We start from the raw sequence: 26,837 nt of genomic DNA, 5'->3' as shown, positions 1-26,837 counted from the left end.
CATATCCTGATAATGCTATTTGCCGTGGGCACCTGAGTGCGTGCTGTGAATCTGTGCGTGCAAGACATCGAGCAGTGCTGTGTACTCGTCAATCTGCCTCGCTTCAGTGGTCTGCGCGGTCTGCGCGCGCTGAATGGTCGGTGCGGCATGCTGGAGAGCCTCCCATACCGACGCATCCGGCGTTTCACCCGCTTGCAACTGCTGCAGCAGCCTGTCATCCATCTCTGGAACAAGATGGATCTGCTGGCCTTTCAACCAGGCGTCCATTTCTGCCTTAATCTGCTTGCGAATGAACGCGTCTTGCGCTTGACGCTGGTGGCGCTGCGCATCCTGATCGTCACTGGATGAGGACGCTTGTTCGTTGTTGAACTGGCTAAGGCCGTAAGCGGTCACAGCGGAGGCAACCACCGTGCCAGCGGCGATACCTGCCCAAATCAGAATAGGAATTGGCATTCGAAAATCTCCTAGCGGTCAGCATCAGTAAAAAGCGCGCCCTTCCTTTTTATCACCGAATCTCGCTTTCAATCCGATGTTGCAAGGTTGCAAAGCGATCTCTTAATGTTTGTTGTGCAGCCTGTTTTTGGTTTTTTGCCCGCTGGTATCGGGCACGCGCCTGTTGCATTTTAAGATTGACTTCCTGCGCCAGTGTGTTCATGATCAGTCGGCGTTCATCCTGTCGAACTTGGTCGACATTGAACACCGCCTTACGAATAAAAAGATGCAGTTCATTGAGGTTACCAAGCCGAACCAGTGCGGGCCGTTTATGCTCAAGGCCACGTTGATGACTGCTGGCAGAGACGGCGATACATGCTGCATCTGGAACCTGCTGAGCAATCACTTTCAACATCTGTTCACGCTCGGTTGAACTACGGTTAGTGATACGGGTGACGACGAGAAGCGTCTGGCGGCCTGTTGCAGACTGCTCATCAAGCAGGGTGCGCAGCAAAGAGACTTCGCGGGCATCCAATTCGCCCATGTCGAGTGCATGCACGAACAGGCGAACATCGCACTGATGGTGCGCTGCTTGCATGGCGCATCGATCATCATCGCCCGCCACATCGGCATTGAGCCCGAGTGTATCCATCCATTGCAGGCCATGATGGATCTGTACAGAGGTCTGCCGCGTCTCACGGTGATCCGAGACCGCGAAACACTCCTTTCCGATAAGGGCATTGAGCAGTGAACTCTTACCATGATTGTAATGACCTAACACCGCAACCGTGGGCAGTGAGGTTTTATCCAATTCACCAAGACGCTCCAGCTCCATGCGGCACTGTGGTGCAAAGGTGTGCAGACGGGCAACGGTTGCAGGTGTCAGTGTTTGCATGTGAGTCCAATTCCTATTTGTAATGTTACGAGCTGATCAAAAATCGGTAGTGCTACAGATATGTTGGTATCGGGCAGATGACGCTATCCCAGTAACCTGATCACTGTTCAATGATTTTGGAAGACATCCAGATCTAGAACACCACCGAGTTCTGCAATGGTGTCTGAGGTGTTTGGTTATACCAACAGTGCAGGTGGAGCAGTTTCGCACTGGCTTTTCGTGACTGACGTTGGCGATCACACGAGTCTTGAGTCCATCCTTGGCCGCCATCCCTGGCGAGATATCCGTTTCCCTCACACAGCCAACGCGCTGTCGAGCAAATTTTTTAAACACTTTGATGAGGAGAACGAATCTGCATGCCGGCATGCCGGTCAGTTCGTATTCGATGCCACTTGGGCCGAGAAACGCGATCGGAGAGAATGAATACAGATCGAGTTCTTAGGAGGTCGGATGAGCAGCGTGAGCCGTTTACGATAGGAGTCGGTATATGGAGAAGAGCTGGACGGGATCTCGCGCGAGGGTGGGAGAGTCAGCTCAAGACGACCGACAAGGGGTAGGCGATCCTGCTGCAGAAGCCCAACCCGCAGGTGTATAAGAAGAACCGTAGCTTGGCGACGGACTGACTCCGACGCCTGAGCCTGCTCAAGCCTCCTGCGCCACCCGTGCCGTCCCCACCCGCAAGCGCCCGAACAAGACCGACTTTACCCCGACAAATTAGCCCATTTTTCGCCGCCAGGCCGCGTGGTTGCTGACTTTCTCGCCGAGGGATTTTTCCAAATTGTAGCCATGCATTTGAAACATCAGTGCTTGCCATTTCAGGGTTAATGAGCCTAGACTGAGCCATGCAGACCGCGCATGGTAAGTTGCACCTGGAAATCCAAACCACCCGCAAGAGCCCGGTGGGCCTCTTGCGCACCTCCTTTCGCGACAACGGCAAGATGTGCCACACCCAGCACGGGCGCATCACCGGCTGCTCACTGGAGCAACTCAAACTCCTGCAGTTGGCGTTCCGCGAGCGCGTGGTTCCCGTCGATGACCCGCAGGCTTTCCAGATTCTCAACAGCCGCGAATACGGTGCCAGCCATGCGATCCTGGCCGTTGCCAAGCAACTGGGCTTGCCTCGCATCCTCTACTCGCGGGCCGAACCCTGGGTCAGCAGCGCACTGGCGATGATCGTCGGTCGCTTGGTCTATGCCGGCAGCAAGCTCGCCTTATGCAACCATCGTCCCAATACCTGTCTGTGGGAGCTGTGCGGAATCGATGGAACCCCCGAGGTTGAGGCGCACTGCTATGCGCCCATGGATAGGCTGTTACAGCGTCAAAAGGCGATCCAGAAAGCCCTGGCCGGGCGTCATTTGCGCAATGGCCAGGTGATCCTCTATGACATCACCAGTGTCTATTTTGAAGGCGATTACAAAGACAGCGAGTTGGTCGCCTTCGGCTATAACCGCGACGGCAAGAAAAGCCGTGAGCAAGTGGTCGTCGGGCTGATCTGCAATGCCGAAGGTTGTCCGGTCGGTGTGGAGGTCTATGCGGGCAACACCAAGGACGAGACCACCGTGGTCGATAAGGTGCATGAGATCAAGCAAGACTATGGCGTTGAGCAGCTCATCTTTGTCGGTGATCGCGGGATGGTCACCCGAAGCACCATTGACGCCCTGAAAGACGAGGCGGACTTGCAGACCATCGGCGCCCTGACCCATGGCGAGATGATGACCTTGCTGAAGAACAAGGTGATCAGCCTCGACCTGTTCGACGAGCGCAACATCCATGAAGTCAGCGACCCTGACGACCCAACCCGCCGCTATTGCCTCTGTCGCAACCCACAGACGACCGTGCGTGAGTCGCAGACGCGCCAACGGCTGCTTGATCTCACCACCAAGGCCCTGGCTGAGATCGCGGCCTACAAGCGCGCGACGACCGTTGAGAAGCTCGGTGCGCGTGTCGGCAAGGTGTTGGCCAAGTACAAGATGGGCAAATTCATCCAATGGGCGATCGAGGCCGATCCGCAACGGCAAACCTCTGGCCAGCATCGTCTCCTCTGGTCGATTGATGCCGAGAAGCTAGAGCACGAGAAGCGCTTCGATGGCTGCTATGTCATCACCAGCGATGTTGACCAGGAGCAGATGAAGACCTTGGATGTGGTGCGTGCCTATAAAAGTCTGGCCTTTGTTGAGCGCGCCTTTCGTAATCTTAAGACCGTGCAACTGGAGATCCGTCCGGTTTATCACAAGACCGATGACCGGATTCGCAGCCACGTCTTTCTCTGTCTGCTGGCCTATTACCTGCAATGGCAGATGGAACAACGGCTCGCCCCCTTGTTTGCCAACGATGGCAAGGGCGAAGATCGACGCTGGACCTTCCGCGGGGTGATCGATTGCTTGGCGCAGATCACGCGCAACAGAGTCGCGGTCAACGGCGCTGAGTTCGATCAGAACAGCACCCCAACACCGGAGCAAGAACAGATACTGGACCTCCTGCAAGTCACCATGTTGCCACCCGCGTGAAATCCGAAATTGCCCGCCAGCCCAGTCGTGGCGGGGGATTTCGGCGGTTCCGTCAAGGGAAAATCAGCCTTGCCTGCGGATCGGCCCAGACCAGCTGACGAAAGCGCGGCCAGAAGGCGCCCGCGCAGACCTGCTCGGCGGCCTCGCGCAGCCGCTCATTGCGTGGCTCCTGACCCATAGTGGCGATCATCGAGAGGATCATGGCCAGCAGTGCCAGGATCAGCACCACCAGCACCAGGCGCTCAGCACTGTACGGACGGGATAGATGCCACAGAAGCCATGGCTGATCCTGACAATCGCGCTGATCCTCGGCCTCAGCAGCATGGAACCGGCCCAGGCGAGCCTGTGGACGCCGGTCAAGGCCGCCGGCGGGTGAAGTCCGTGCTGGTGCAGACCCCTGCTGTCGCACAGTCCGCCAAGTCGATGCGGCGTCAGCACTACAGCCTGCAGTTGCGCAAGAACATGACCTCCGCGAACAAGGCCTGCGCCGTTGCTTGGCAGGCCCATCACATCATCCCGGTCGCGCTCGCCTCGCATCGTGCCATCAGAAGTGCGGCGTCGATATCAACGCGGCGGCCAATGGGCTGTGCATGCCTGGAGCCAAGGCGAAGGCCCAGGGCCGCATCCAGCCGCATCATGGTTACCATGCCGGCTACAACCGTGCGGTGCAACAGGCCCTCGATGGCATCCCCCGCGTGCTGTCGAAGGCGAAAACCTGTCAACGCATCGAGCAGATCCAAACCTACTTCTGACGGGGACTCCAACGCGGCACGCCTCTGTACGGTGAGAACGTCGCCAAGGCCTGGGGCCAGTGCCAACGCTAAGACTCCACGCCAAGGCGGACTCGTGGACAGGCTCGCCAGGCCTCGACTTGACGCTCCTAGATGGACGCTCTAACCTTCGCTTCCGGGCTCCTCCGTGATCGGCGTCGGTTCCGCAAAGCTGGGGCCGAAAAAGTTATCCATAGATGTGTTCCGGACTTTGACCCGACTTAAGGGGATTGAGACGAGAGTTGAGTTTTCTTCAGGAAGAAATTTTGGCATCCAGTGATTTTCGGCGTTGGGCTTCAGAACAGAGTACACTTCTATGAATATTATACAAAGCCTTCGACCTGTTCATCGAGAAGATGATATGGAGTGGCAAGAGTTGGTTCGTGACATCAATGGGAGTACACCGCCTTTGTTTTGGTATGGAGGGGCGGCCTTCGACAGTAAACCTATTGTCGCACTGTTCAATGGTTCGCTGCCTAAAAATGCTCAGGAATTTATGTCCCCGGATATTTTCCCTGTGCTCACCGACTATGATTTAAACATTTTAAAGGCAATCAAATACATATACGAAAATTTCAACAAGGAAGACTTTTCTTTTGACAGCCAAAGTGAAAATTGGTTTACTTACCAATTTTCAGACATTAAAATATTGCAGATGATTCCGCTGACTTTATTTGATTACAGTACATTAGTTAGAATCAGGAAGGAATACCAAAATTCTCATCCAAGTGCTACCTCTTCGGTTGTTCCGGACGATGAATGGCATTTTGTGTTTATCAACACAGAATTAAATGGGAAAGAATTTAGTTTCGTGTATGGGCTAATCGAAAATCTGACTTTCTGGAAAGAAGTGATAGAGGTATATGCTCTCAATATCGAGGCATTTTGTGCCCTGAGAGTCGGTGGTAAATCTGGAAGCTGGGATCACACCCATAATCCAAAGAAAGGAAAGATATTCGATTCCATTCGTACAAGTAAGTTAAACAAGCCGAGATTGTGGATTGCTGATGACTGTTCGGAATTGAGAAATATTTGGCGAGAAATCAATCCTCATGAGGACGGTTTTTATGGTCAAATGCATTTTTTTGAGGCGATTTGGAACAAGTAATAGATTAAGCCTCCTTAACAGGCTCAGACTCAACCTGAACCCGCAGCGCATCAAGCTCCCGCCGGAGTGCCTTCTCTGCATCCACAGCCGTCTGCACCTGCTGCAGCGCCTGATCCCGCTGCGCCACCGCCACCTGCTCCCTGACCCGCACCTCAGCCAAGCTCCGCGCGCCCTTCGCGACCTCCCCGCGCAAGCGCGCCTGCTCAGCCTGCGCCACCTCGAGCTCGGCCTCCGTGCGCATGGTCTGACGCTGCTGCTCGGCCAACGCCTTGTTCAGTGCCTGCAGCCGCTGTTCATATTCTCGTGCCTGGGCCTCGAGCCGCTGCTTCAGCGCATCGCGCTCGCTGCGCACCTCCTCGATCACCCGCAGACACTGCTGCTCTTGGCCGGCCTGGTAGTCCCGCTCACGGGCTAACTCCACGCGCAGGTCCTCCGCTTGCCCCCGGCTCTCCTCGAGCTGTTGGCGCAGGCCGTTGCGCTCGGCGCCATGGGCGGACTGCAGGGTCTGGCGTAGGGTCTCCTGAGCGCGTTGGGCCTCGCGGATCTCCTCGCGTGCCTGATCCCGCTCCCCGCGCAGGGTCTCGTTCAAGACGCGGCGCTCCTCCGCGACGGCGGTGATCTGATCGCGTGCCTGTGCGGCCTGACGGGCCTGTTGCTCGGCGGCGGCTTGCGCCCTCTGCGCGTCGCTGATCTGGCGCTGGGCCTCGGTCCGCTCCTCGCCCAGGCGGGCAAAGGCGACTTCCTGGGCCGTCTGCCACAAGCTCGCCATCGGCGCCTGCAAGGCCTCCGGCATCCCGGTGGGGAGCGACGAGCCCTTCAACTGATCGCGGATCTCCTCGATCACCGCATCGCGCAGCCGCAGGATGGTGGTGTTGGAGCCTCGCCCCAGGTGGCTACGCAAGCGATCGACCGAGGGCGCTTCGCACTGACTCAGACACTCGTAGATGGCGGCGCGGACATCCTCCGCTGAAATCGAGCTGGGACGGGGCATTCAGTCTGTTTCCATGGGGTAACGTGACGGTTGTACAGTATAAAGCAGAACGAAATCACAAAAGATTGCAACAGAACCCCCCCTCTGTTGCAATCTTTTGCAAAACCGCCGTTTTGACCGTGAGCAGACCCCGCTGGGCCGTGGAACAGGCTCCAGAAAACGCCGGGGAAATTGCGATAAACGGTGTTTTGTCAGAGACTTAATCGATCGTCACGAAGCCCTTGAGACATCCGTGGAACATGCTAAAGATGGTGACAACGTCGTGGCGGCCCCGATGCTGAGGACCAGCACCTTCCTGGCGACCTGTCTGCTCATGGGATGTGCCATCGATGGCCCCCAGCACCTCAACCCCTACACCACGCCTGCTGTGCCCGCTTGGGAGCGTTCTGCAGGTCGGGTGATGTCGGCTTCTGGGGTTCCTGTCAGCCACAATTTCTCGTGGACTGAGGAGGTTGGCCTCGAGCGGGGTCTGCCCATTGGTCCAGTGATGGCACCCCACCCGTGACGAGGGCGCGCCCTGACGGCCTGGCGTCTGCGCATCTTCAGCGCGTTCCCGGCGCGTGCTGCAGGCAGGCGCTCCTTGAGGCCAGTCATCATTGTAAAAATCACATCATGATGCTAATTTTACAAGGATGTTAGACCGTCGCCTGACTGCTATCCTGTACGAACGCCTCGAGCAGTTTCCAGCGGTGGCCCTGCTCGGCCCTCGGCAGGTGGGCAAGACCACCCTGGCACAGGCGGTTGGGGATCAGCGCCCGAGTCTGTATCTGGATCTCGAATCGCCGCCCGATCGCGACAAACTCTCCGACCCGATCGATTACCTCTCCAGCCATGCCGGTAAGCTCGTCATCCTCGATGAGATTCAGCGGGTGCCGGCGCTCTTCCAATCGCTGCGTGGATTGATCGATCAGGGGCGACGCCAGGGGCGTACGGCCGGACAGTTTCTGCTGCTCGGCTCGGCCTCGATCGATCTGCTCGCCCAGTCCAGCGAGACGCTGGCCGGGCGGATCGCTTATGTTGAGCTGGCTCCCTTTGACGTGTTGGAGGTCGCCGCGGAGTCCAGCGAGACGCTCTGGGTCCGTGGCGGTCTCCCGGAGAGCTTCCTCGCCCGCAGCGATCGGGCGAGCATGATCTGGCGCGAGCAGTTCATTCGCACCTATCTGGAGCGGGACATCCCGCAGTTCGACGCCCGCACGCCGGCCGAAACCTTGCGCCGGTTGTGGACCATGCTGGCCCATCATCAAGGCGGCTTGCTCAATACCGCGCAGCTGGCCCGCGGGCTCGCGCTGGACGGTCGCACGGTGAATCGGTATCTCGATCTGTTGGTGGATCTGTTGCTGGTGCGGCGTTTGGCGCCCTACCACGTCAATGTCGGCAAACGCCTGGTGCGCTCGCCTAAGCTCTATCTCCGTGACGCCGGTTTGGTCCATGCGCTGCTGCGCTTGCCTACCCGCGAAGCGCTGCTCGGCCATCCGGTAGTCGGTGCCAGTTGGGAAGGGTTTGTGATCGAGAACCTGATCGGCTGCGCCCCGGATGGCACACAGGCGAGCTTCTATCGCACCGCCGTCGGTGCCGAGATCGATCTGCTGCTGGAGCTGCCGAACGGCGAGACCTGGGCGGTCGAGATCAAGCGCGGTCTCGCACCAACTCCGGACCGCGGCTTCCATCAGGCACTGGAGGATCTCAGGCCAGATCAGGCCTGGATCGTCTACAGTGGCGAGGAGCGTTACCGCAAACCGGGGGGGATCACGGTCATTGGTCTGCGCGAACTCTGTTCGACCCTCCAGGCGTGCGCCTGAATCAGGACGCTGTTGCTGATGAAGCCTGACCCCCTGCTTCCCGTCTCTGAACCGCCCCCGATCGACTGGCTGCCCTGGTGCCTGAGCGACGCAGCGGACACATCTCCGCATCCCGGCGCCCTGCCCCCGGTCCCGGCCGGTGGCTCGGGTTGGCTGATCGCCCCTGAGCGTGGCCATCTGGCCGACTGCCAAACCGATCTGGAAGCGGTTAGCCGCTGGCTTGCGCGGCAGAAGGACAACCCGCTGACGCTCGAGGCCTACCGCCATGAGCTCGAGCGCTTCTTGCTCTGGCTTGGTCTTGAGCGCGGCAAGGCGCTGTCGGAGGCCACCGGCGAGGACATCAGTCTGTTCGATGATCTGCTGCAGTACCCCGAACGTTGGCCGCAGTGGTACGGCGAGCGCCATCCGCGCGCTGATCCGCGCTGGCGGCCTTGGACCCGCAAGCTCAGTGCGCGCTCGCGCCATGAGGCGTTGACCACGGTCGAGCGCTGCTATGCCTGGCTGCTCAAACAGGGCTATCTGCGCTACAACCCATTCGAGGCCGCGGCCGTGCGCTTACGCGCGCCGCGCCTGGCGGCGGTGCAGGCGCGCTATCTGGATGAGCGATTGTGGCAGGCCGTCTTGGCTCAGGTGCAGGCGATGCCGCAGACCACGGCCACCCAGCGCGCGCGGTATGAGCGCACGCGCTGGGTGGTGATGGCGCTCTATGCGCTGCTCGCCCGGGCCTCGGAGTTCTGCAACGCGCGCATGGGCGATCTGGTGCCGCTGCGCCGGCCCTCCGGGGTGCAATGGTGGTGGCAGGTGCGCGGCAAGCATCGCACCGAGGCCGATGCCCCGGATGAGGTACCGATCCCGCCAGCGCTGATCGAGGCGTTGAGTCGGTACCGCAGCCATCTCGGCCTGAATCCACTACCAGAGCCCGGTGAGCCGACGCCGATGGTGTTGAGCCTCTATCCCAAGCGCGACGGCTGGGCGCCGGTGAATCGCTCGACCCTGTGGCGGCTGATCAAGCAGGTGTTCACCGCCACCGCGGATCAACTCGAGGCCGATGATCCCGATGGTGCTGCCCATCTGCGCGCCGCTTCGCCGCATTGGCTGCGCCATACCGGTATCACCCATCGGCTCGATGATGGCCTGGGGCTGAAGGAGGCGCAGGCGCTCTCAAGGCATCGCTCGCTGAAGGATCTGGGCACCTATGCGCATGCCGATCGCGATGCCTTGTATGCGCGGGTCGCGGGTTGGCGGGGGTTGGAGACCTCACCCTGAACGGGAATTGCGGCAACGGGCTCAGCGCAGACGGGGCTCGGCCGGCGTCGGCTCCGCTCGGGCCTCAATCCGCAGTCGCCATTCGCCCCGGACCTGCCTGAGACGGCAGTCGCCGACCAACCAGTTCGTGGTCTTGAAGCGGGTCCGCTTGCGCTCGACCAGCCAATCGACGATGACCCGGGTTGCAGGATTGAGGTTGGACGGATCGCGGAGTTGCTCCAGGTAGTGGGGCTGGCCACCAATATCGGCAAACACGACGGCATTCCAGACCATCCAGCAGGTCTTCAGCAACGTTTCCCCCTCCCGGCTATTTGGCTCGATGCCCATACGATCAAACGCGGGTTTTGCAAAGTCGAGGAAGGTGGCGGAGAATTTTTTTGGTGGCTTCTTGCGCAGTGCCATGGTGGTTGATGGGCGTTCGTCTTTAGCGGTTGGTGTTACGAGGTCGTTGGCCCCTGTTGGCGGCGATGGCGCGGATCTCAGCTAAAGCTCATCCGCATCCAGGCGACGCAGACCGATCAGGGTGCCGATCGCATTGCCCAGATGGAGATCCCCACTCATCAGCAGCCGCGTTGAGAGCGAGGCGACGAAGGCCTGGGCGCGGGCGTCGTCACTCGGCGCAAAGGCCGCCTCGGCAAAGGCCTGGTGAATGAGTTGCTCGAGGCCGGCTGGATCATCTGGCCCGTTTCGATGGCGCAGGTGCTGAGTGGTCATCTCGCTACCTCCTGATCGGCCTGGTCCCAGCGCATCTGTGCCCCGTTCCGAGCCTGGCTGTCGGATCGATGGGGCCATGATTACGCTATGATGACGCCCTATCCTGTCTGTCTTGCCGCGCCTTGTCCATGATCCGCTCCGAGCTCATCACCGTCCTCGCCCTTCACCAGAGGCACCTCGCGTCCGAAGACATCGACTTGGCGGTCAAGGCGCTGATCAACCTGCTGCGCGAGACCCTCGCTGCCGGTGAGCGCATCGAGATCCGTGGCTTTGGCAGCTTCGATCTGCGCCACTATCCACCTCGAGTGGGCCGCAATCCGAAGACCGGGGAGTCCGTGACCTTGCCGGTACGCCATCGGGTGCATTTCAAGCCGGGCAAGGAGCTACGCGAGCGGGTCGATACGGGGATGGCCGACAATGCCGATAACGGAGCAGCGAATGACTGAGCCGCGCATGTCGATCCGGCGTGGTGAGCAGCTCGGCTGGCTCTTCGGCTGGGCCGGCGGTTTCCTGTGGATCGTTGCCCTGGCGCTGTTGTTTCTATGGCGCGGGCAGGGGCTGGTTGGACTCTTGGGACTGGCCTTGGCGGGGCTGGGCTATGCCGCGGTAGTCTTCTTTCGACCCTGGCGCTCTCCGCGAACGCGCTACTGGCGGCTGATGTTGCTGCCCTATGTGGCGATGCTCGGTGGCGTGCCCTGGGCGATCTGGGGCTTTGGTCCCGATCAGGCCGAGTCGTTGAACGCCTGGCAAGCGCTGATCATCTTGCCGGTGCTCTCACCCTTCATCTCCATCGGCTGGCGTTGCTGGCAGGTCGGCGACTGCCGGTGAGCCATCCCGTGCTGCAGGGTCCTCCCGCAGGCGCTCGACATCGAGACCGCGCGCTTGCAGATGTGCGATCAGGCTGTCGAAGCCGCTGTCCTTGGAGAGGATGCGGTAGCGGGCCTGTGGATCAGCCGCCGCAAGTTCGCCGAGGTAGAACGCCAGATGGAAGTCGAGCGCATTCTTGCCAGCGCGCTCGATCTTGACATAGCGACCGCGCTCGCCGAGCGCCTGCATCCGCATCACCAGATCGATCGGTAGCCGATGCTGTTGGGGACCAACGAACAGCGTGATGCTCGTCTCGTTCGCGAGCCAGCCCTCCAGTTGCTTAGGCTGGATGCTTTCATAGTCGATCAGGTAATGTGTTGTCATTGCATCTTGTTCCGAGTGGCTGTCCCAACCGGCGGCTCAGATGATCGACAAGGAGGCCATCATGAGCTTTCGTTTCTGGCGCCGGGTTCAGCTCTTCCCTGGCGTGAGCCTGAACCTGAGCAAATCCGGTGCTTCCCTCTCGTTGGGACCCCGCGGCGCCAAGTACACCATCGGCTCACGCGGCACCCGCGCTACCGTCGGGCTGCCCGGTACCGGCCTGTTCTACAGCGTCCAGAACCCCGGTCAAACCCATCGCACGGCATCACACGCCCCCGTGCCTCCCGCCCCCTTGCCGGTGGCGGTCAAGGACCGGCTCTCGCTCGGCTTCTTCCAGCGTCTGGTCACCCCCGCCGATGAGCAAGCCTTCGTCGCTGGGCTGCGCGCCCTGCACAGTGGTGACGAGACCGAGGCCCTGGCGCAGCTGGAGTCGGCGTCTGAGCAGGCCGATGCCGCTTGGACCGCCGGTCTGCTGCGGCTCAAGCGCCACGAGCTCGAGGCGGCGCATGTACTGCTGAATAGCGCCCTGCAGCGCCAGGCGACCTTGGGTCAGCTCTACGCCAAGTATGAGGTCAATGCGACCACCAGCTTTTCGGTCACCCCGGAGGTCACCGCCCACATCGGCCCGCGCGAGCGCGGTACCCGGTTGGCCCTGGCCGAGCTGCATCAGCTGCGCGATGAGCACGCGCTGGCCGCCGAGCATCTGCGCCTGATCCTCGTCGAGACCTCGGAGGATGTGGTGGTCAAGGCGGCGCTGGCCGAGCTGCTGCTCGATGTCGAGCCGATCCCACGCGCGAACGCTGATCAGGTGGTGCAGCTGAGTGCGGGACTGGAGAACGAGACCCCGGTGCATGCCGCGCTGCTGCTCTACAAGGCGCGGGCGTTGCGGGCGCTGGGGTTGGATGAGGTGGCGGTGAGCACGCTGACCCAAGCCTATCGGCGCAAGAAGGATCGGCCCGAGGCGCTGCTGCGCCAGATCCGTTATGAGCGGGCGCTGGCCTATGCGGATGTGGGACGGCGCGGGGATAGCCGACGGGAGTTGTCGGCGATCTATGCCGAAGATCCGGGGTTTGAGGATGTGGCGGAGCGGTTGGGGGTGCGGTGAGTTTGGCTGAGGCCGGATAAACGCGTCGAGCAAGTCCAAAACTTGTGAACGAGTTCACGGTTCAGCTGAGCCGATAGCCTGTTTGGCAGCAGATTGCTAACACTGTCAGTGATACGCGCTAAACTCGGCCACGGGTGTGCGTGCGCTCAGGGGGCTGGAAACTGGTGGAGGATCACCGACAACCGTGGACGTATCGATATCTCTGATCGGTGGGCGCCGATCGGATTTCTACTTACCACCAATGACGAGAACCGTTCTGCGTTTGCAGTTTGTAACGGGGTTTTCGTGTGGGCGTGTGTTTTTTTGTCGACGCGTTGAGAGCGCTAGGCGGATTCCACCTATTCTCCCTTAGCGCAGAATCTGCCTAGCACACTCGACCGACATTCTGTCTACTTAACTGCTAGAGAAGGGAAACGGAGACAATTTATGGCCATAGCGGTCAGTTTCATCAACATGAAGGGCGGGGTCGGCAAGACAACGCTTTCTGCCCAGGTTGCCCACGCCGCCGACAAGAAAGGGTTTCGGACGCTTGTCGTAGACCTCGATCCCCAGGCGAACCTTAGTCAAACTCTCCTTAGCCCAGAAAAGTATGTCCAGCACCTTCGCTACAAGAAGCCAACGGTTGTCCAAGTTTTTGATCGGTACTTTCCAGCATCGGATGGTAACGCAGCCCCTCAACAGGTTGATATTCACAGCGTAATAATTGAAAAGGTCGGCTATTGGCATAATACGTCGTTGGATTTGATTCCCAGCCGCCTTGAACTATCGCATTCGCTAAAAAATCCAACAGGATAAGAAAGGCGCCTTGCGAAGGCATTGGCACAAATTTCTGATGAATACGACTTAATTATTATCGATTGTGCGCCAACAGAATCGATTCTTACAGAAGCCGCATATTTTTCTAGCCGCTACGTCTTGGTCCCGGTTAAGCCCGAATTCATGGCAACAATCGGTTTGCCGCTTCTGGCGCGTTCCGTCGATGAGTTCAATCTCGAAAATGACGACCACAGCCTAGATATTTGCGGCATAGTGTTCAACCATTCATCTGCCTACTCCGAAGGACCTGAAGGGCAGCAGTCGATAGAGGAGGTGGAAGAGGAAGCGCGGCGTAGAGGCTGGCACATTTTTGAAACTCACGTTCGTTATTCCGCATCCTACCCAAAGTCAGCACGAGAAGGGGCGCCACTCAGTAGTACCAGTTACGTTCGATGGAGCGTCACTACCGAACTGGAGAGATTCTGCGGCGAGTTTTTTGATTGCATTGGCCTAAAGGCAGCAGATGACGATGAAGACTGAACTTCTAGAGCTTGAAATGCAGCTTCTACTTCTGAGGTATTCAGAAGATCAAGTTCTTAGGGCGCTTGCGGAAGCTCAAAGTAAACCTCTGGAGGAGATTCAGAGAAAGGTCACCTCACTACGGGAGAAAAAGCATACAGCCAAGACTACAAAGCCAGCAAAGAAAAGCATTTCGGAAACGGTGGAAGAGCTAGCCGCCGAATCACCAAATAGGGACCTTTTGATCGAGCTTGCTGCGAAGTACGAAAACAAGCGATTTCTCCCTGAACTGAAAGATGTAAAGCGCTTTGCGGAGAAAAGCGGCATCAGTGGATCAATGCCCACGCGAGAATCAAGCGCTAAACGCTTGTTCACTGCGCTGCTGGGTTTCGAGCGGAACCAACTTGAAGGTATCCTCAGTGAGTCACCAGGAAGCGGGGAATCAGCATTTTCTCAGCTCTCAAGGCAGCTTATTGAAGGCAGTAGCGAATAATTCTCTAACGACTGCACCAGCCCGAGCGCATGCTGCCGAGCTGTGCTTAACGTTGGGCGGCAATGCGAGCAAGTGCCGCCTGATCATTTTAGGCTACATGAGATAATCGCTCTAGTTGAGTTACGTTCTGGGAGGCAAGTGTGAGTTACGACGATGATTACTTCCGGAAATTTCTGGAAGAACAAAGACGCATAGATAGATTGGTAAACGACGCTTTTGGCGTCGGCGCAGTTCGAAACTTGTTAGCTGACTTAGATCCTATTCGGCGATATGAGGATCAGATTTCGAAATCAATTTTTACGGACGCCGCTAATTCGTCAGCCGTCCAAGCGGCAATCGATGCTGCAAACGGATTTGGCGCATCAGCACTCGACCAGGTCCGTCGAGATATAGAGAATCAACAAAGTTTGATCGATCAAGCTCGTGGGGTATGGCCAGAGCAGCTTGAACATTTTGGAATCACCGACCGGGCGGTTCAAAGGTATTTAGAACAAGAGAGCTTGCTGATAACTTCACAGGCGAGCGCAATTCAGGATTATTTCGAGCCCTACAGTGCAATCCAGGATTCAATAAAAGAAGCGATAAATTTCGCGCGGAACATCGATGTTGATTCGTTGCTGGGGCTAAACGTCGATGCCCTGATGCAAAAGCTCGATCCGTTGCGGCAACACTTAGATTTGCTGGAGGAAACGTTTCAAGAAGCAGACATTCCAGTAGAGGAAAGTGGAGCTGCGCGAGAGCCGACATTTGATCGTGCCAGGATCATTGTGGGGCTGAAGATTCTCGATGCGCTTATATTTGATCGCATATACAAAATTGTAATTCTCTGGATTGCACTCAACAGCACAAGCAGCATCGACCCGGATCAGCTAAACCGAGTTGAGGCAGCCGTTGTTCAATTGGCCGAGCAACAGCAGTCTGTGTCGGCGCTGCACGTCGACTTGTCTGAGGGGTATGAATTAGTTGAAGCTCTGACTACTACCAAGGTTTACCTGCGTACCGGGCCATCGCAGGAGAACGATGACATCCTCTTGCTACCGCCGGGCAGCCGCTTTTTAATCACTCGTGAACGAGATGGGTGGTCAGCAGGTTTGGCTTACGTTGAAGAATCCAATCCAATTCCCGGCTGGGTTAGTTCCGACTTTCTTGTCCCATCGCCGGTGGATAATGGCGAGTAGAAATAATTGGTGTTCAGCCGTGTTGCCGCCCAACAAATCGTTAAACTACAAATCCCGTTATCTCGTCACATACGAATTCTTCACCCCCTGCAGCCGCACAATCCGCCAATCCGCCCCTGCCGCTCCTAAGCATCCACCGGATCAAGCCGATCCCAAGCCGCAAACAACCGCGTATCCTGCCGCGACAACCGAAACCCATAGGTATCGCGCATGTACAGCATGATCCGCGCGATATCACCCCGCCGCAGCGCATGGGAGCCGGGACCGGCTCGCTGGATCTGGATCTCTATCTGCTTATGGACCACGCCGAGATCCACAGCGAAGAAGACATGGCGCTGTTACAAGCGGCGGTGGCTGTGTGGGCGGATGTGATTCCATGAACGAGCGTGACCAACAGATCCGCTTAACCGCCTTCCATCACTGCGGACAATTGCTGAAGGTGCATACGGGCGCCGTGCCTTGGGCGGCGATTCAGCCGGGATTCCGCTTTGAGGGCGAGCAGGTCTTTCTCGGCAGCACACCGCGCGGTATCCACCGCCCGGCGCAGATGCAGCGTGGCATCCTCAGCATCAAGACCACCAAGCCCAAGCAAGGCCGCACCGCCCGCTACGACGACGCGCTGGGCGATGACGGAGACTTCAGCTATGCCTTCCAGGGCACGGACCCCGGCAACCGCGACAACACCGCCTTGCGCCAAGCGTTCGAGGACCAGACGCCTTTCCTGTACTTCTACGGCTTAGTACCAGGCGTCTACGAGATCCTGTTTCCCTGCTACCTCACTGACTGGGATGCGCAAGCACTGCGCTGCACTGTGGCAGTCGGCAATGCTCGTGAGCTTGCGAGGCCGACAAAGCCAGCAGATGACCCAGTATTGGCGATGCCGATCGATCGCCGGTACTCGACGGTGGAGGCCAAGGTCCGGCTGCATCAGGCAGAGTTTCGGGAGCTGGTGCTCGGCGCCTATGAGCGGCGCTGTGCGATTACGGGGCTGCCGGTGCTGGGGCTGCTGGAGGCGGCGCACATCATCCCGGATCGCGACGAGCGCGGCCGGCCCGAGGTCAGTAACGGGCTCTGTCTATCAGCGCTGCATCACACCGCCTACGATCACAACCTGCTGGGGATCGATCCGGACGGGAAGGTCCATATCGCTGATGCGGTGCTTGAGCAGCACGATGGACCGACGCTGGAGCAGGCGATCAAGGGATACAACGGGCAGCGTATCCGGTTGCCTCGGCATCTGGAGGATCGGCCGGACCGGGAGGCGTTGGAAGTGCGGTTTGGGGAGTTTTTGGGAGTCTGAGCAAGCGCTCGCTGAAATGCTATCCCTGTGCAGCGCTAACACCTACAGTGGTGGGCACGCGTTATACTGGCTGCAGACTTCAAGTGCCGCCTTGGCTCAAGGAGAACTGATTCAGGAACATGGCTTGATGGTTAGGATCGCAAGGACAAAGACCGACATAAGTGATGTCATGCTCGGCTGCTTGTTGCAGCGCGTCTATCTGCAACGGAGCGCAGCCTGATGACCGACGCCATCGGCCGCAGCGTCCGCCTGTTCCTCGTCGAGGGCAAATCCACCGGTCTGATCACCGCCGAGATCATGAACTGGACCGGCCACGTCCTGACCGGTCCACGCACCGAACTGCTGAATCCTTGTTCATCGGTCCTTAGATCGCAGTCGGTAAGGCCGGGACCGCCCGTCGCCTGCAGCACGCCATGACGACGGCCTACCACGCCAAATACTACGCCCACGAGTTGACCCGCCAAGCCGCCGGCGGTGACGTGGACCGCCTCTCCACGTCGCTGTTCGATGCCAGTGTTGATCTCAATCCGCACCAGATCGAAGCGGCGCTGTTCGCGTTGCGCTCGCCACTCTCCAAAGGCGTCGTCCTCGCTGATGAGGTGGGACTCGGCAAGACCATCGAAGCCGGGCTTGTACTCTGTCAATACTGGGCTGAGCGCAAACGGCGCTTGATCGTGATTTGCCCGGCCTCGCTGCGCCGTCAATGGGCCGCCGAGCTGTCCGAAAAGTTCAACCTACCGACCCTGGTCCTAGACGCCCAAGCCGTTCGCAAGCTTCGCAAGGAGGGAACCCATCGGCCCTTCGAGCAGCGCGCCGTCGTCATGCTCTCCTATCACTACGCCAATCGCGTCGAAGACGACCTGCGCGCGGTAGCCTGGGATCTGGTCGTCATGGACGAAGCGCACAAGCTGCGCAATGCCCATCAACCCAGCAATCGCATGGGGAAGACTCTAAGACGGACCTTCGATGGCCGGCGCAAGCTGCTGCTGACCGCAACCCCCCTGCAGAACAGCTTGATGGAGCTCTTTGGGCTGTCCAGCCTCATCGACGAACACCTTTTCGGTGACGACAAAGCCTTCCGCAAGCAGTACATGCAGGCCGGCGCCGACCTCCCCGAGCTGCGGGCGCGGCTCACCGGCTTCGTTAAGCGCACCCTGCGCAAGCAGGTTCTGGAATACGTCCGCTACACAGCGCGCCGTGCAATCACACAACCGTTCACGCCGAGCGAAGACGAGCAGCGCCTCTATGAAGCCGTGTCCGCCTACATGCTGCGTGATGATGCCTTCGCGCTCCCCAGCAGCCAGCGTCACCTGACAACGCTGATCCTGCGCAAGCTCCTCGCCTCCAGCTCAACTGCGGTTGCCGGAACGCTTGAGCGCATGCACAAGCGCTTGGTCGCCTTGCGCGAGGGGCAGCAGGCCGACGAAAACATCATCGACGCACTGATCGACGAAGATGATCTCGATGACGACTATCGCGAGGCCATGGAAGAGGAGTCCGAAGAGGCCGAGGACGCGGGTTCCAACAACGCAGAGGCCCTCGAGCGCGAACGTCTCGAGACCGAGATCGCCGAGCTTGCTCAATATATCGACTGGGCCAAAGCGATCAAAACCGACGGCAAGACCACCCAGCTGCTCACCGCCCTTGAGACCGGCTTCAGCTCCATGGCCGAAACCGGCGCCGCGCGCAAAGCACTCATCTTTACCGAGTCGCGCCGCACGCAGGCCTATCTGCGCCAGTTCCTGAGCGCCAACGGCTTTGCAGGTAAGCTCGTCACCTTCAACGGCTCAAACACTGATCCCGAGTCCACTGCCATCTACCAAGACTGGCTCGCCGCAAACCAGGGTGCCGACAAGGTCACCGGCTCCAAGCCCGTCGACCGCCGCACCGCGCTCATCGACCACTTTCGCGACACCGCCGAGATCATGATCGCCACTGAGGCTGCGGCCGAAGGCGTCAACCTGCAATTCTGCTCCCTCGTCGTCAACTACGACCTCCCCTGGAATCCTCAGCGCATCGAACAGCGCATCGGCCGCTGTCATCGCTACGGCCAAAAGCACGATGTTGTCGTGGTCAACTTCGTCAACACCCGCAATCACGCCGATCAGCGCGTGCTGGAGTTGCTGACGGACAAGTTCCGCCTATTCGATGGGATCTTCGGCGCCTCCGACGAAGTGCTTGGCCGCATTGAAAGCGGCATCGACTTTGAGAAGCGAATTCTTGACATCGTCCAGTCCTGCCGCACCGAAGCCGAGATTCAACAAGCCTTCACCAAGCTGCAACAGGATCTCGAGGCCGACATCGCCACGCGTATGGACGAGACCCAGCAGTTGCTGATCGAGCACTTCGACGAAGACATTCACGATCTGCTACGCATCCAGCTTGACCGCGCGCGCGAACGGCTCGATCACGTCGGCCGACTATTCTGGACGCTGACGCGTTTCGTGCTGGCCGACCATGCCGCTTTCGACACCGAGGCACCGCGCTTCACACTACACAACCCACCAGCTTCGTCCATCCCGGGCGGACGTTATCGGCTCGTGCGGGATGTCTCGAACACCGCAGTTGTTGGATCAGAGCATATTTATCGGTTGACGCACCCACTCGGTGAGCGCGTGCTGGACGCTGGAAAAACCGCTGAGACGCCGCTCGCCGAGCTCCGGTTCGACATCACCCATCACCCAACCAGGCTCTCGATCGTCGAGGCCCTCAAGGGCGAGCGCGGCTGGCTGACCCTCGATCTACTGGCCGTCGAGACCCTGCAGCTGGAGGAGCACCTGATCTTCACCGCTTTATCGGATGATGGTAGATCCCTCGACCAGGAAACCTGCGAGAAACTGTTCCTCTGCCAAGCGGATCGTGCCCCAACCCCGTCGACGGGCATTGAGCCACCGATCGAGCTGAACGCGAACGCCCAACGTCACTGTGAGGCCGCCATCAGCCGCATCGTCGAGGCCAACAACCGGTTCTTCCAAGACGAGCGCGAGAAGCTGGAGAAATGGGCCGAGGACAAGATCCTCGCGGCCGAGCAGGCTCTTCATGACACCAAGGCCAAGCTGCGCGCCCTCAAGCGCGAATCCCGCCAAGCAACATCAACGAACGAGCAGCACAAACTGCAAGTCCGCATTCGCGAAGTTGAGCGTGATCAGCGCAGGCAGCGCCAGGCTATCTTCGACGTTGAAGACGAGATCATCGAGAAGCGCGATACCTTGATCGACGCACTCGAGCAGCGCCTACAACAGCACACCGCGATACAGCGCCTTTTTTCCATACGCTGGACAATCGTCTAACGGAAAGAACACCCTCACTTAGGAAACACCCATGAGCGAAGCCTACAAGAAACTGATCAAGACTCTGCGCACCCTGTTCGAGATGGACAAGGCCGACCTGGACTTCGGCATCTATCGCATCCTCAACCAGAAGCGCGACGAGATCGACCGGTTCCTTGAGCACGACTTGCTGCCCCAGGTGAAGGAGGCCTTCGCCGACTATGCCGGGGGGACCAAGACCGAAATCCTGGCCGAACTCGATACGCTCATCAAGACCTTGGCCGACGCTGGCATGGACCCCGAGCAGTCACCCAAGGTCGCCGATCTCAGGGCGAAAGCAGCGGGCTCGGTCGACATGACAGCCGTTGAGAACGAGATTTACTCCCACCTACATACCTTCTTCAGTCGCTATTACGACAAGGGTGACTTCATCTCCCAGCGCCGCTACAAGGCGGACACCTACGCGATCCCTTACGAAGGCGAGGAGGTCAAGCTCTACTGGGCCAACCATGACCAGTACTACGTCAAGTCCTCCGAGCACCTGCGCGACTACGCCTTCACGGTGCAAGGCGAAGACGGCAAGACAGTGCGGATCAAGCTTGTCGAAGCCGACATGGAGAAGGACAACGTCAAGGCCTCAGTAGACCAGGAGCGCCGCTTTGTGCTGGACACCGACCAACCGCTTGTTCTGGATATCGACGAGTTGCAAATCCGCTTCCATTACGTGCCCGCTGGCAAGAAGAAGCAGGACAAGCTGAACGCTGAGGCCGTCACGGCGATCTTCGCACAGCAAGGCTACGATGACTGGCTAGACCTGCTGCGTAAGCCCGCGCCGACTGAGGCAAATCCTAAGCGCACTCTGCTCGAAAAGCATCTCAACGACTACACAGCACGCAACACATTTGATTACTTCATTCACAAAGACCTAGGCGGCTTTCTGCGTCGCGAGCTGGATTTCTACATCAAGAACGAGGTGTTCTATCTCGATGACATTGATGAAGCCAGCTTAAATATCACTCAAACGCATCTGCGCAAGATTAAGATCCTTCGTTCTATCGCCAAAAAGATCATCCGCATGTTGGCGCAGGTTGAGGATTTTCAGAAGAAGCTGTGGCTGAAGAAGAAGTTTGTAGTGGAAGTTGGTTACTGCATAACCTTGGATCAGGTGCCAGAGTCTCTGTATCCAAAAATAGCAGAAAACGAGATGCAAATAGAAAACTGGATCAATCTAGGTCTTGCCGAACCTAAAGACTTTTGTGCCCCTGGAGGTCTTGAGCAGGTTAAATCATCTAAAGTAGATTTTCTAAAAGAAAACCAAAAGCTTGCATTGGATACGCGTTTCTTTGATGCATCTTTTCAAGAAGAGTTGCTTGCGTCTATCGTTAGCGTTGATAATCAATGCGATGGATTGCTAATAAACTCAGACAACATGCAAGCATTAAATTTAATCGGTACTAAATATCAAAATAATATTGATTGCGTTTATATTGACCCTCCTTACAACTCAAAGTCAACAGAAATTCTCTATAAGAACGAATATAAGCATTCTTCTTGGATGAGTCTGGTTGCAAACAGGATTGGCGCGTCAAAATGTTTGCTTTCAGAAGATTATGTATATTCTATAGCTATAGATGAAAACGAGCAGGAGCGTCTCGGGCTTATATTATCGGATATGTTTCCCGGCGCTCATCAATCATTAATAACCGTTATACACAATCATAAAGGTATTCAAAGTTCGAATTTCAGCAATATTAGCGAGTACTGCTATTTCATGCTGCCGACAAATAGCAGGCAATGCATCGCAAGAAAAAAAAGAGAGAGCTATTCAACGGCAAACCTAAACTTAAGGGATAAAGGTAATGAATCGCTTCGTTCAGATGCGCGAACCTGCTTCTATCCGTTTATAGTAGATAATGGAGAAATTGTTGATGTCGGAGATGTTCCTGAAGATTCTTTTCATCCCGCGTCGCGGAATGTCAAGGTTGGGAAAAGTCAGCTAGAGGTTTGGCCAGTCGATAATAATGGAATTGAGAGGAAATGGCGCTACTCACGAAATAGATTTACTGATATAAAGCACATGCTTCGTGCAGAAGAGGGAAGAAACGGACTTGAAATCAATATATATAAAGAGGAAGAAAACTACAAAACCGTTTGGGATGATAAAAAATTTAATGCAGGCCTCCACGGAACTCGCATTTTAAACAGCATGCTTAAAAACAATCCTTTTGATTTTCCCAAGTCGGTGCATCTTGTTACCGCGTGCTGCAAAGCGGGTTTAAACGGAAATAGCAAGGGGATAGTATTAGATTTCTTTGCCGGATCAGGCACTACTGGTCATGCTGTAATTAATTTGAATCGTGAGGACGGGGGCAGCAGAAAATTTATTCTTATAGAAATGGCAGACTATTTTGATAGCGTACTAAAGCCTCGTATTTTGAAGGCCGCTTATTCAGATGAATGGCGTGAAGGAAAGGTGGTAAATCATAACGGGTTGTCTATCTTCTTGAAGTATTTGCGACTCGAGTCGTACGAAGATACTCTCAACAATCTACTGATCAGTTCCCGCAGAAAAGAACAAGGGGATCTACTCGACAATAACCCATCCCTCCGGGAAGACTATATGCTCGGTTACTGGTTGGACGTTGAAACAGCGGATAGCCCATCCTTGCTCAACATCGAGCAGTTTGAAGATCCCTTCAATTACAAGCTCAACATCGCGACAGGCAGCGTGAGTGCATACAAGCCCACGGTCGTCGATCTGGTCGAGACTTTCAACTATCTGCTCGGCCTTCGAATCAATACGCTTGATCGCATCCGGGGATTCAAGGTCGTGATCGGCACCAATCCACAGGAGGAAAAGGTGCTCGTGATCTGGCGCAAGCTCAAAGAGCAAAACAACGCGGCATTAGAAGCCTTTATGCAGAAGCAGAGCTACCACCCACGCGATACAGAATTCGATCACATCTACGTCAATGGCGACCACACGCTGGAGGACCCACACTCGAAGGTCAAGATGATCGAGATCGAGTTCAGACGGCTCATGTTCGACGTGCAGGACGTGTGAGGGAAACCGTCATGGTGCATTTCACCGATAAGCTTGTTCTTGGCCGCTGGATGTTAGAGCAGTTCGGCGTCGAGACGCTCGAGACCTTCAAGGGATTGCTCGCCGATGCGAACCTCGTTGGGTTCGATGAGGAAAACACCTCGCTCTTCCATCACGAGTTGATCAACAAACCCTTCCGCCAGCGAGCGATGAGCGACGACACCCTGCGGCGCTACGACGAGAACATCGTCCGCCACTGGCGCCAGATCACCGAGCGACGCAACCGCTCAGGCAGCACACTGTATCCGTTGTACTTCCAGTACCTGGTCTTGCTGTTCACTGAGCATTACCTGGACCGCTACTTTACCGATCGTGCGGCGCTGTGCGCGGACCTCAATACCTTCCGTGAGCAGTTCAACGGCGATCTGCCGGAGAAAGAGCGGATCGAGCCCTTCCGCGAGCAGGACATCAACAAGCTCGCGATCTGGATCGCAACCGGTGGCGGCAAGACGCTAATCATGCAGGTCAACATCCTGCAGTTTCAGCACTACCTCAGCCGCGCAAACCGCCTGCGTGAGTTCAACCGCACCATTCTGCTGACGCCGAACGATGGGCTCTCGCTGCAGCATAAGGAGGAGTTGGATCTCGCCGGCCTGCACGGTGATCTGTTCCAAAAAGACGGCGGCTCGTTGCTCTCGGCCGGTGCGGTCGAGATCATCGACATCCACAAGCTCAAGGCGAAGGCCGGCGATGTGACGGTGGCCGTCGATGCCTTCGAGTCCAACAATTTGGTGTTGGTGGACGAGGGCCATCGCGGCGCTGGCGGTGAGGACTGGATGGCCAAACGCAACCAGCTCTGCGAGAACGGTTTCTCGTTCGAGTACTCGGCCACGTTCGGACAAGCCATCAAGGCGGCCGGCACCGCAACACCGCCGAAGGCCGGCAAGTCACCAACAAAAGGTTATCGACTGGTGCAGCAGTACGCCCGCTGCATCCTCTTCGACTACTCCTACAAGTTCTTCCATGCCGACGGTTACGGGAAGGAGCACCAGATCCTGAATCTGACGCAGGAAAAACTGGACAGTCAGCGGCAACTCTACCTGACCGCTTGCCTTCTCGCCTTTTACCAACAGAAGCGCCTGTTTGCCGACAAGATCAAAGAACTGAAGCCCTACCTGCTCGCCGATCCGCTGTGGATCTTTGTCGGTGGGAAGGTGACGGCGAAGAACGAGGCCAACGATGCAACCGTCAGCGACATCCACGCCATTCTGCAATTCTTGGCCCGGTTCCTCGCCAACAGCGGCGGTGAATCCGTCGAGTTTCTCGAGCTGCTCTTGACCCAGCAGGACGATCTACGGGACGAGCGCAACCGGCGCATCTTCGGCAAGGCATTTCCCTATGTTCAAACGGCCTGGGAGACCACTCAGGCCCGGGAGCTATTCGCCGATCTGCTCCGAGTCGTGTTCCGCGCCGCTGCTTCCGGTTCGCTGCATGTGGTACATCTCAAAGGCGGTGGCACCGGCGAGATCGGCTTGCGCGTCGGCGAGAACGACTGGTTCGGCCTGATCAACGTCGGCGATGCCGCCAAGCTGATGAGGCAGCTCGGCGAAGGGCGCGAGGCTAACATGGTGGTCACGGATCAAACCTATGCTACCTCGTTGTTCGAGCGCATCAACAAACCGGACTCGACCATCAATCTGCTCGTTGGCGCCAAGAAGTTCACCGAAGGCTGGAGCTCCTGGCGTGTCTGCACCATGGGGCTGATGAACGTCGGCCGGACGGAAGGCTCCGAGATCATCCAACTGTTTGGCCGCGGCGTGCGGCTCAAGGGCTACGACTTCGGCCTCAAGCGCAGCGGTCACTTGCAAGCTATCAAGCACCCGGCGCACATCGAATTGCTCGAAACGCTGAATGTCTTCGGCATCCGTTCGGATTATATGAAGGAGTTCGAGGAGTACCTGGAGGAGGAGGGTGTTGGCGAGGAAACCACGGAACAGATCGTCCTGCCGGTCCTCAAGCGATTGACGCGCTCTGATCTGAAGCTGATTCGGCTCAAGCCCGACATCACGCCCTTCAAGAAGAAGGAACGGCCAACCTTGGAGACTCCGCCGTCCGCGATGACCGGGCGTGTCACCTTGAACTGGTACCCGAAGATCCAAGCCCGGCGCTCCGCCGGTGTGGCGGCAGCGGCGGCGGACGTGGAGTTGAACGAAGGCGTCCTTGACCATCGCCACCTGGCCTTTCTGGACATGAACGCGCTCTACTTCGCGCTTGCGGAGTACAAGAACGAGAAGGCTTGGTACAACCTTCAGCTCGAGCGCCAAACCATCCCGGCGCTGCTCACCGATCCAAGCTGGTACCGTCTCCTCATCCCCGCTGATCTGTTGGAGCCGCGCGACTTTGCCCGTGTCGCCATGTGGCAGGATATCGCGCTCGCACTGCTGAAGAAGTACGCCGAGCGCTACATCAACTTCCGCAAGAGCGAGTATGAAGGGCCGCACCTGGAATACTTCGACGTCAAGGGCACCGATGACAACTTCATCGATGCGTATCGTGCCACGGTGGAGCGTTCCGAGGAGGAATGGATCAACAAGCTCACCGAGCTGAAGACCAAGCTCGAAGATGGGACGTTCCGCGATAGCTGGAAGTTCGGCACCTTTGAGGCCTTCGACTTCTCACGGCATCTCTACCAGCCGTTGGTCTATCTCGGAAAAAACGAAGTGGTCAAAGTCTCGCCGGTCGCCCTGAACGAAGGCGAGCGCGATTTCGTTAACGACCTAAAGACCTACCACAGCAAAGCAACCGCCTTCTTCGAGGGCAAGGAGCTATACCTCCTCAGAAACCAGAGCCGAGGCAAAGGCGTTGGCTTCTTCGAGGCCGGTAACTTCTTCCCCGATTTCATCCTGTGGATGGTCACCGACGAGAAGCAGTATGTTGCCTTCGTTGACCCAAAGGGGCTGGGCCGGGTGCATGGCTTTGATGACCCGAAGATCCGGTTTCACGCCAAGATCAAGGAGATCGAAAGCCGCCTCGGTGATCCAGGCATCGTGTTGAACTCGTTCATCGTGTCAAACACACTCCGCGCTAACATTCGCTGGTGGAAAGAGGGTGAAGCGTCTGATCAGGACTTCGTGAGCAATCATGTGCTGTTTCAGAAGGATGACAAGGATGACTATATTGCCCAGTTACTGAGTGCTGTAGTAGCGCCATGACCATCAGGGCTTAGGTGGTAGCACTGTTACGATGGATGCGAGTGCCCTGTTGTTGTTGAGCCGTTCCTATGCGTGTGATGAAAATGGCAACGCCATTATCTTGGGACGGTCTCGTGTGTTTAACAGGGTTGCACTAGGTTCGACTTAACTTGCGGAAGATAAGGCGTCCGGGTGTAAATTGTTGCCTGGCTCTTTAGGGTGACTAGTAACTTCTCAATAAGTCATGGCACTCGTAAAAACAAAGACATAGAGGCTCCAGTAGCTGAATTTTTGTCCACATTGCTACTTGCGT

General features: G+C 57.4%; 24 protein-coding genes and 1 pseudogene. 18 read left to right on the top strand and 7 right to left on the bottom strand.

The annotated features are described in order from the left end of the window. Positions 1-15 precede the first annotated feature (15 nt). Entirely contained in the window at positions 16-393 is a 378-nt protein-coding gene (locus CKO42_RS08600; protein WP_200242133.1) for a hypothetical protein, read from the bottom strand. 112 nt (positions 394-505) lie between these two features. After that, on the bottom strand, positions 506-1,327 hold the full coding sequence (locus CKO42_RS08595) for a GTPase (protein WP_200242130.1): 822 nt from the start codon (positions 1,325-1,327) through the stop codon (positions 506-508). Between the two features lie 159 nt (positions 1,328-1,486). Here CKO42_RS08595 and CKO42_RS08590 point away from each other — a divergent pair, with 159 nt between their 5' ends. Next, positions 1,487-1,750: a hypothetical protein gene (locus CKO42_RS08590; protein WP_200242126.1), complete on the top strand. Its 264-nt coding sequence runs from the start codon at positions 1,487-1,489 to the stop codon at positions 1,748-1,750. Between the two features lie 419 nt (positions 1,751-2,169). Continuing rightward, positions 2,170-3,834, top strand: coding sequence for an IS1634 family transposase (locus CKO42_RS08585; protein ID WP_200242122.1), 1,665 nt, complete (start codon positions 2,170-2,172; stop codon positions 3,832-3,834). Between the two features lie 52 nt (positions 3,835-3,886). On the opposite strand, the gene CKO42_RS08580 is transcribed toward CKO42_RS08585, so the two are convergent. Beyond that, on the bottom strand, positions 3,887-4,069 hold the full coding sequence (locus tag CKO42_RS08580; protein WP_200242119.1) for a hypothetical protein: 183 nt from the start codon (positions 4,067-4,069) through the stop codon (positions 3,887-3,889). Between the two features lie 259 nt (positions 4,070-4,328). Between CKO42_RS08580 and CKO42_RS27930 the strand changes: the two genes are divergently transcribed. Next, positions 4,329-4,586, top strand: coding sequence for an AHH domain-containing protein (locus CKO42_RS27930; RefSeq protein WP_200242117.1), 258 nt, complete (start codon positions 4,329-4,331; stop codon positions 4,584-4,586). Positions 4,587-4,920: 334 nt separating this feature from the next. After that, on the top strand, positions 4,921-5,712 hold the full coding sequence (locus CKO42_RS08570; RefSeq protein ID WP_200242115.1) for a hypothetical protein: 792 nt from the start codon (positions 4,921-4,923) through the stop codon (positions 5,710-5,712). A gap of 4 nt (positions 5,713-5,716) precedes the next feature. Here CKO42_RS08570 and CKO42_RS08565 read toward each other — a convergent pair whose 3' ends face one another. Next, the gene (locus CKO42_RS08565) at positions 5,717-6,703 is read right to left on the bottom strand and encodes a DNA-binding protein (RefSeq protein ID WP_200242113.1); all 987 of its coding nucleotides are present in this window, start codon (positions 6,701-6,703) and stop codon (positions 5,717-5,719) included. Between the two features lie 632 nt (positions 6,704-7,335). Here CKO42_RS08565 and CKO42_RS08560 point away from each other — a divergent pair. Both CKO42_RS08560 and CKO42_RS08555 read left to right on the top strand, forming a co-directional pair. Next, complete coding sequence (locus CKO42_RS08560; RefSeq protein ID WP_200242112.1) at positions 7,336-8,502, top strand: ATP-binding protein; 1,167 nt, start codon at positions 7,336-7,338, stop codon at positions 8,500-8,502. 18 nt (positions 8,503-8,520) lie between these two features. Then, positions 8,521-9,768, top strand: coding sequence for a tyrosine-type recombinase/integrase (locus CKO42_RS08555; protein ID WP_200242111.1), 1,248 nt, complete (start codon positions 8,521-8,523; stop codon positions 9,766-9,768). Between the two features lie 21 nt (positions 9,769-9,789). On the opposite strand, the gene CKO42_RS08550 is transcribed toward CKO42_RS08555, so the two are convergent. Continuing rightward, complete coding sequence (locus CKO42_RS08550) at positions 9,790-10,170, bottom strand: hypothetical protein (RefSeq protein ID WP_200242105.1); 381 nt, start codon at positions 10,168-10,170, stop codon at positions 9,790-9,792. 81 nt (positions 10,171-10,251) lie between these two features. Next, positions 10,252-10,482 (bottom strand): hypothetical protein, encoded by a 231-nt coding sequence (locus CKO42_RS08545; RefSeq protein ID WP_200242103.1) that lies wholly within the window; start codon positions 10,480-10,482, stop codon positions 10,252-10,254. A gap of 128 nt (positions 10,483-10,610) precedes the next feature. Between CKO42_RS08545 and CKO42_RS08540 the strand changes: the two genes are divergently transcribed. Next, positions 10,611-10,928 carry an integration host factor subunit beta gene (locus CKO42_RS08540; RefSeq protein WP_200242102.1) on the top strand — a complete coding sequence of 106 codons (318 nt, stop codon included), beginning with the start codon at positions 10,611-10,613 and terminating at the stop codon, positions 10,926-10,928. Continuing rightward, a complete protein-coding gene (locus tag CKO42_RS08535; RefSeq protein WP_200242099.1) occupies positions 10,921-11,310 on the top strand; it encodes a hypothetical protein in 390 nt (129 codons plus the stop codon). Before CKO42_RS08540 ends, CKO42_RS08535 begins: the two co-directional genes overlap by 8 nt. On the opposite strand, the gene CKO42_RS08530 is transcribed toward CKO42_RS08535, so the two are convergent. After that, on the bottom strand, positions 11,257-11,673 hold the full coding sequence (locus tag CKO42_RS08530) for a PIN domain-containing protein (protein ID WP_200242096.1): 417 nt from the start codon (positions 11,671-11,673) through the stop codon (positions 11,257-11,259). The genes CKO42_RS08535 and CKO42_RS08530 overlap by 54 nt on opposite strands. Before the next feature lie 61 nt (positions 11,674-11,734). Here CKO42_RS08530 and CKO42_RS08525 point away from each other — a divergent pair, with 61 nt between their 5' ends. The 10 genes and pseudogenes from CKO42_RS08525 (at position 11,735) to CKO42_RS08480 (ending at position 26,545) form a co-directional block, all read left to right on the top strand. Further along, on the top strand, positions 11,735-12,775 hold the full coding sequence (locus CKO42_RS08525) for a DUF4236 domain-containing protein (protein ID WP_200242093.1): 1,041 nt from the start codon (positions 11,735-11,737) through the stop codon (positions 12,773-12,775). Between the two features lie 426 nt (positions 12,776-13,201). Next, positions 13,202-14,071: pseudogene (locus CKO42_RS27235) on the top strand (ParA family protein). Further along, a complete protein-coding gene (locus CKO42_RS08510; RefSeq protein WP_200242085.1) occupies positions 14,061-14,543 on the top strand; it encodes a hypothetical protein in 483 nt (160 codons plus the stop codon). Before CKO42_RS27235 ends, CKO42_RS08510 begins: the two are co-directional and overlap by 11 nt. A gap of 140 nt (positions 14,544-14,683) precedes the next feature. Then, a complete protein-coding gene (locus tag CKO42_RS08505) occupies positions 14,684-15,721 on the top strand; it encodes an SH3 domain-containing protein (RefSeq protein WP_200242082.1) in 1,038 nt (345 codons plus the stop codon). A gap of 251 nt (positions 15,722-15,972) precedes the next feature. Further along, on the top strand, positions 15,973-16,101 hold the full coding sequence (locus CKO42_RS27925) for a hypothetical protein (protein ID WP_274608897.1): 129 nt from the start codon (positions 15,973-15,975) through the stop codon (positions 16,099-16,101). Beyond that, the gene (locus CKO42_RS08500) at positions 16,098-17,021 is read left to right on the top strand and encodes an HNH endonuclease (protein WP_200242079.1); all 924 of its coding nucleotides are present in this window, start codon (positions 16,098-16,100) and stop codon (positions 17,019-17,021) included. Before CKO42_RS27925 ends, CKO42_RS08500 begins: the two co-directional genes overlap by 4 nt. 219 nt (positions 17,022-17,240) lie before the next feature. Beyond that, on the top strand, positions 17,241-17,438 hold the full coding sequence (locus CKO42_RS08495) for a hypothetical protein (RefSeq protein WP_200242192.1): 198 nt from the start codon (positions 17,241-17,243) through the stop codon (positions 17,436-17,438). Further along, entirely contained in the window at positions 17,435-20,311 is a 2,877-nt protein-coding gene (locus tag CKO42_RS08490) for an SNF2-related protein (protein WP_200242076.1), read from the top strand. Before CKO42_RS08495 ends, CKO42_RS08490 begins: the two co-directional genes overlap by 4 nt. A 31-nt stretch (positions 20,312-20,342) precedes the next feature. Then, on the top strand, positions 20,343-23,354 hold the full coding sequence (locus tag CKO42_RS08485) for a DNA methyltransferase (protein WP_200242073.1): 3,012 nt from the start codon (positions 20,343-20,345) through the stop codon (positions 23,352-23,354). 11 nt (positions 23,355-23,365) lie between these two features. Continuing rightward, on the top strand, positions 23,366-26,545 hold the full coding sequence (locus tag CKO42_RS08480) for a DEAD/DEAH box helicase family protein (RefSeq protein WP_200242070.1): 3,180 nt from the start codon (positions 23,366-23,368) through the stop codon (positions 26,543-26,545). The last annotated feature ends 292 nt before the right edge of the window (positions 26,546-26,837 follow it).

It is taken from the genome of Lamprobacter modestohalophilus (assembly GCF_016583905.1).
GTDB lineage: Bacteria > Pseudomonadota > Gammaproteobacteria > Chromatiales > Chromatiaceae > Lamprobacter > Lamprobacter modestohalophilus.
This window is presented reverse-complemented; position numbering and strand designations above follow the sequence as displayed.

Excerpts from the sequence above, each read along its gene's own strand:
- CKO42_RS08595 (WP_200242130.1), bottom strand. The coding sequence starts at position 1,327 with ATGCAAACACTGACACCTGCAACCGTTGCCCGTCTGCACACCTTTGCA.
- CKO42_RS08585 (WP_200242122.1), top strand. The coding sequence starts at position 2,170 with ATGCAGACCGCGCATGGTAAGTTGCACCTGGAAATCCAAACCACCCGC.
- CKO42_RS08570 (WP_200242115.1), top strand. The coding sequence starts at position 4,921 with ATGAATATTATACAAAGCCTTCGACCTGTTCATCGAGAAGATGATATG.
- CKO42_RS08565 (WP_200242113.1), bottom strand. The coding sequence starts at position 6,703 with ATGCCCCGTCCCAGCTCGATTTCAGCGGAGGATGTCCGCGCCGCCATC.
- CKO42_RS08560 (WP_200242112.1), top strand. The coding sequence starts at position 7,336 with ATGTTAGACCGTCGCCTGACTGCTATCCTGTACGAACGCCTCGAGCAG.
- CKO42_RS08555 (WP_200242111.1), top strand. The coding sequence starts at position 8,521 with ATGAAGCCTGACCCCCTGCTTCCCGTCTCTGAACCGCCCCCGATCGAC.
- CKO42_RS08550 (WP_200242105.1), bottom strand. The coding sequence starts at position 10,170 with ATGGCACTGCGCAAGAAGCCACCAAAAAAATTCTCCGCCACCTTCCTC.
- CKO42_RS08545 (WP_200242103.1), bottom strand. The coding sequence starts at position 10,482 with ATGACCACTCAGCACCTGCGCCATCGAAACGGGCCAGATGATCCAGCC.
- CKO42_RS08540 (WP_200242102.1), top strand. The coding sequence starts at position 10,611 with ATGATCCGCTCCGAGCTCATCACCGTCCTCGCCCTTCACCAGAGGCAC.
- CKO42_RS08535 (WP_200242099.1), top strand. The coding sequence starts at position 10,921 with ATGACTGAGCCGCGCATGTCGATCCGGCGTGGTGAGCAGCTCGGCTGG.
- CKO42_RS08530 (WP_200242096.1), bottom strand. The coding sequence starts at position 11,673 with ATGACAACACATTACCTGATCGACTATGAAAGCATCCAGCCTAAGCAA.
- CKO42_RS08525 (WP_200242093.1), top strand. The coding sequence starts at position 11,735 with ATGAGCTTTCGTTTCTGGCGCCGGGTTCAGCTCTTCCCTGGCGTGAGC.
- CKO42_RS08510 (WP_200242085.1), top strand. The coding sequence starts at position 14,061 with ATGAAGACTGAACTTCTAGAGCTTGAAATGCAGCTTCTACTTCTGAGG.
- CKO42_RS27925 (WP_274608897.1), top strand. The coding sequence starts at position 15,973 with ATGGGAGCCGGGACCGGCTCGCTGGATCTGGATCTCTATCTGCTTATG.
- CKO42_RS08500 (WP_200242079.1), top strand. The coding sequence starts at position 16,098 with ATGAACGAGCGTGACCAACAGATCCGCTTAACCGCCTTCCATCACTGC.
- CKO42_RS08495 (WP_200242192.1), top strand. The coding sequence starts at position 17,241 with ATGACCGACGCCATCGGCCGCAGCGTCCGCCTGTTCCTCGTCGAGGGC.
- CKO42_RS08490 (WP_200242076.1), top strand. The coding sequence starts at position 17,435 with ATGACGACGGCCTACCACGCCAAATACTACGCCCACGAGTTGACCCGC.
- CKO42_RS08485 (WP_200242073.1), top strand. The coding sequence starts at position 20,343 with ATGAGCGAAGCCTACAAGAAACTGATCAAGACTCTGCGCACCCTGTTC.
- CKO42_RS08480 (WP_200242070.1), top strand. The coding sequence starts at position 23,366 with ATGGTGCATTTCACCGATAAGCTTGTTCTTGGCCGCTGGATGTTAGAG.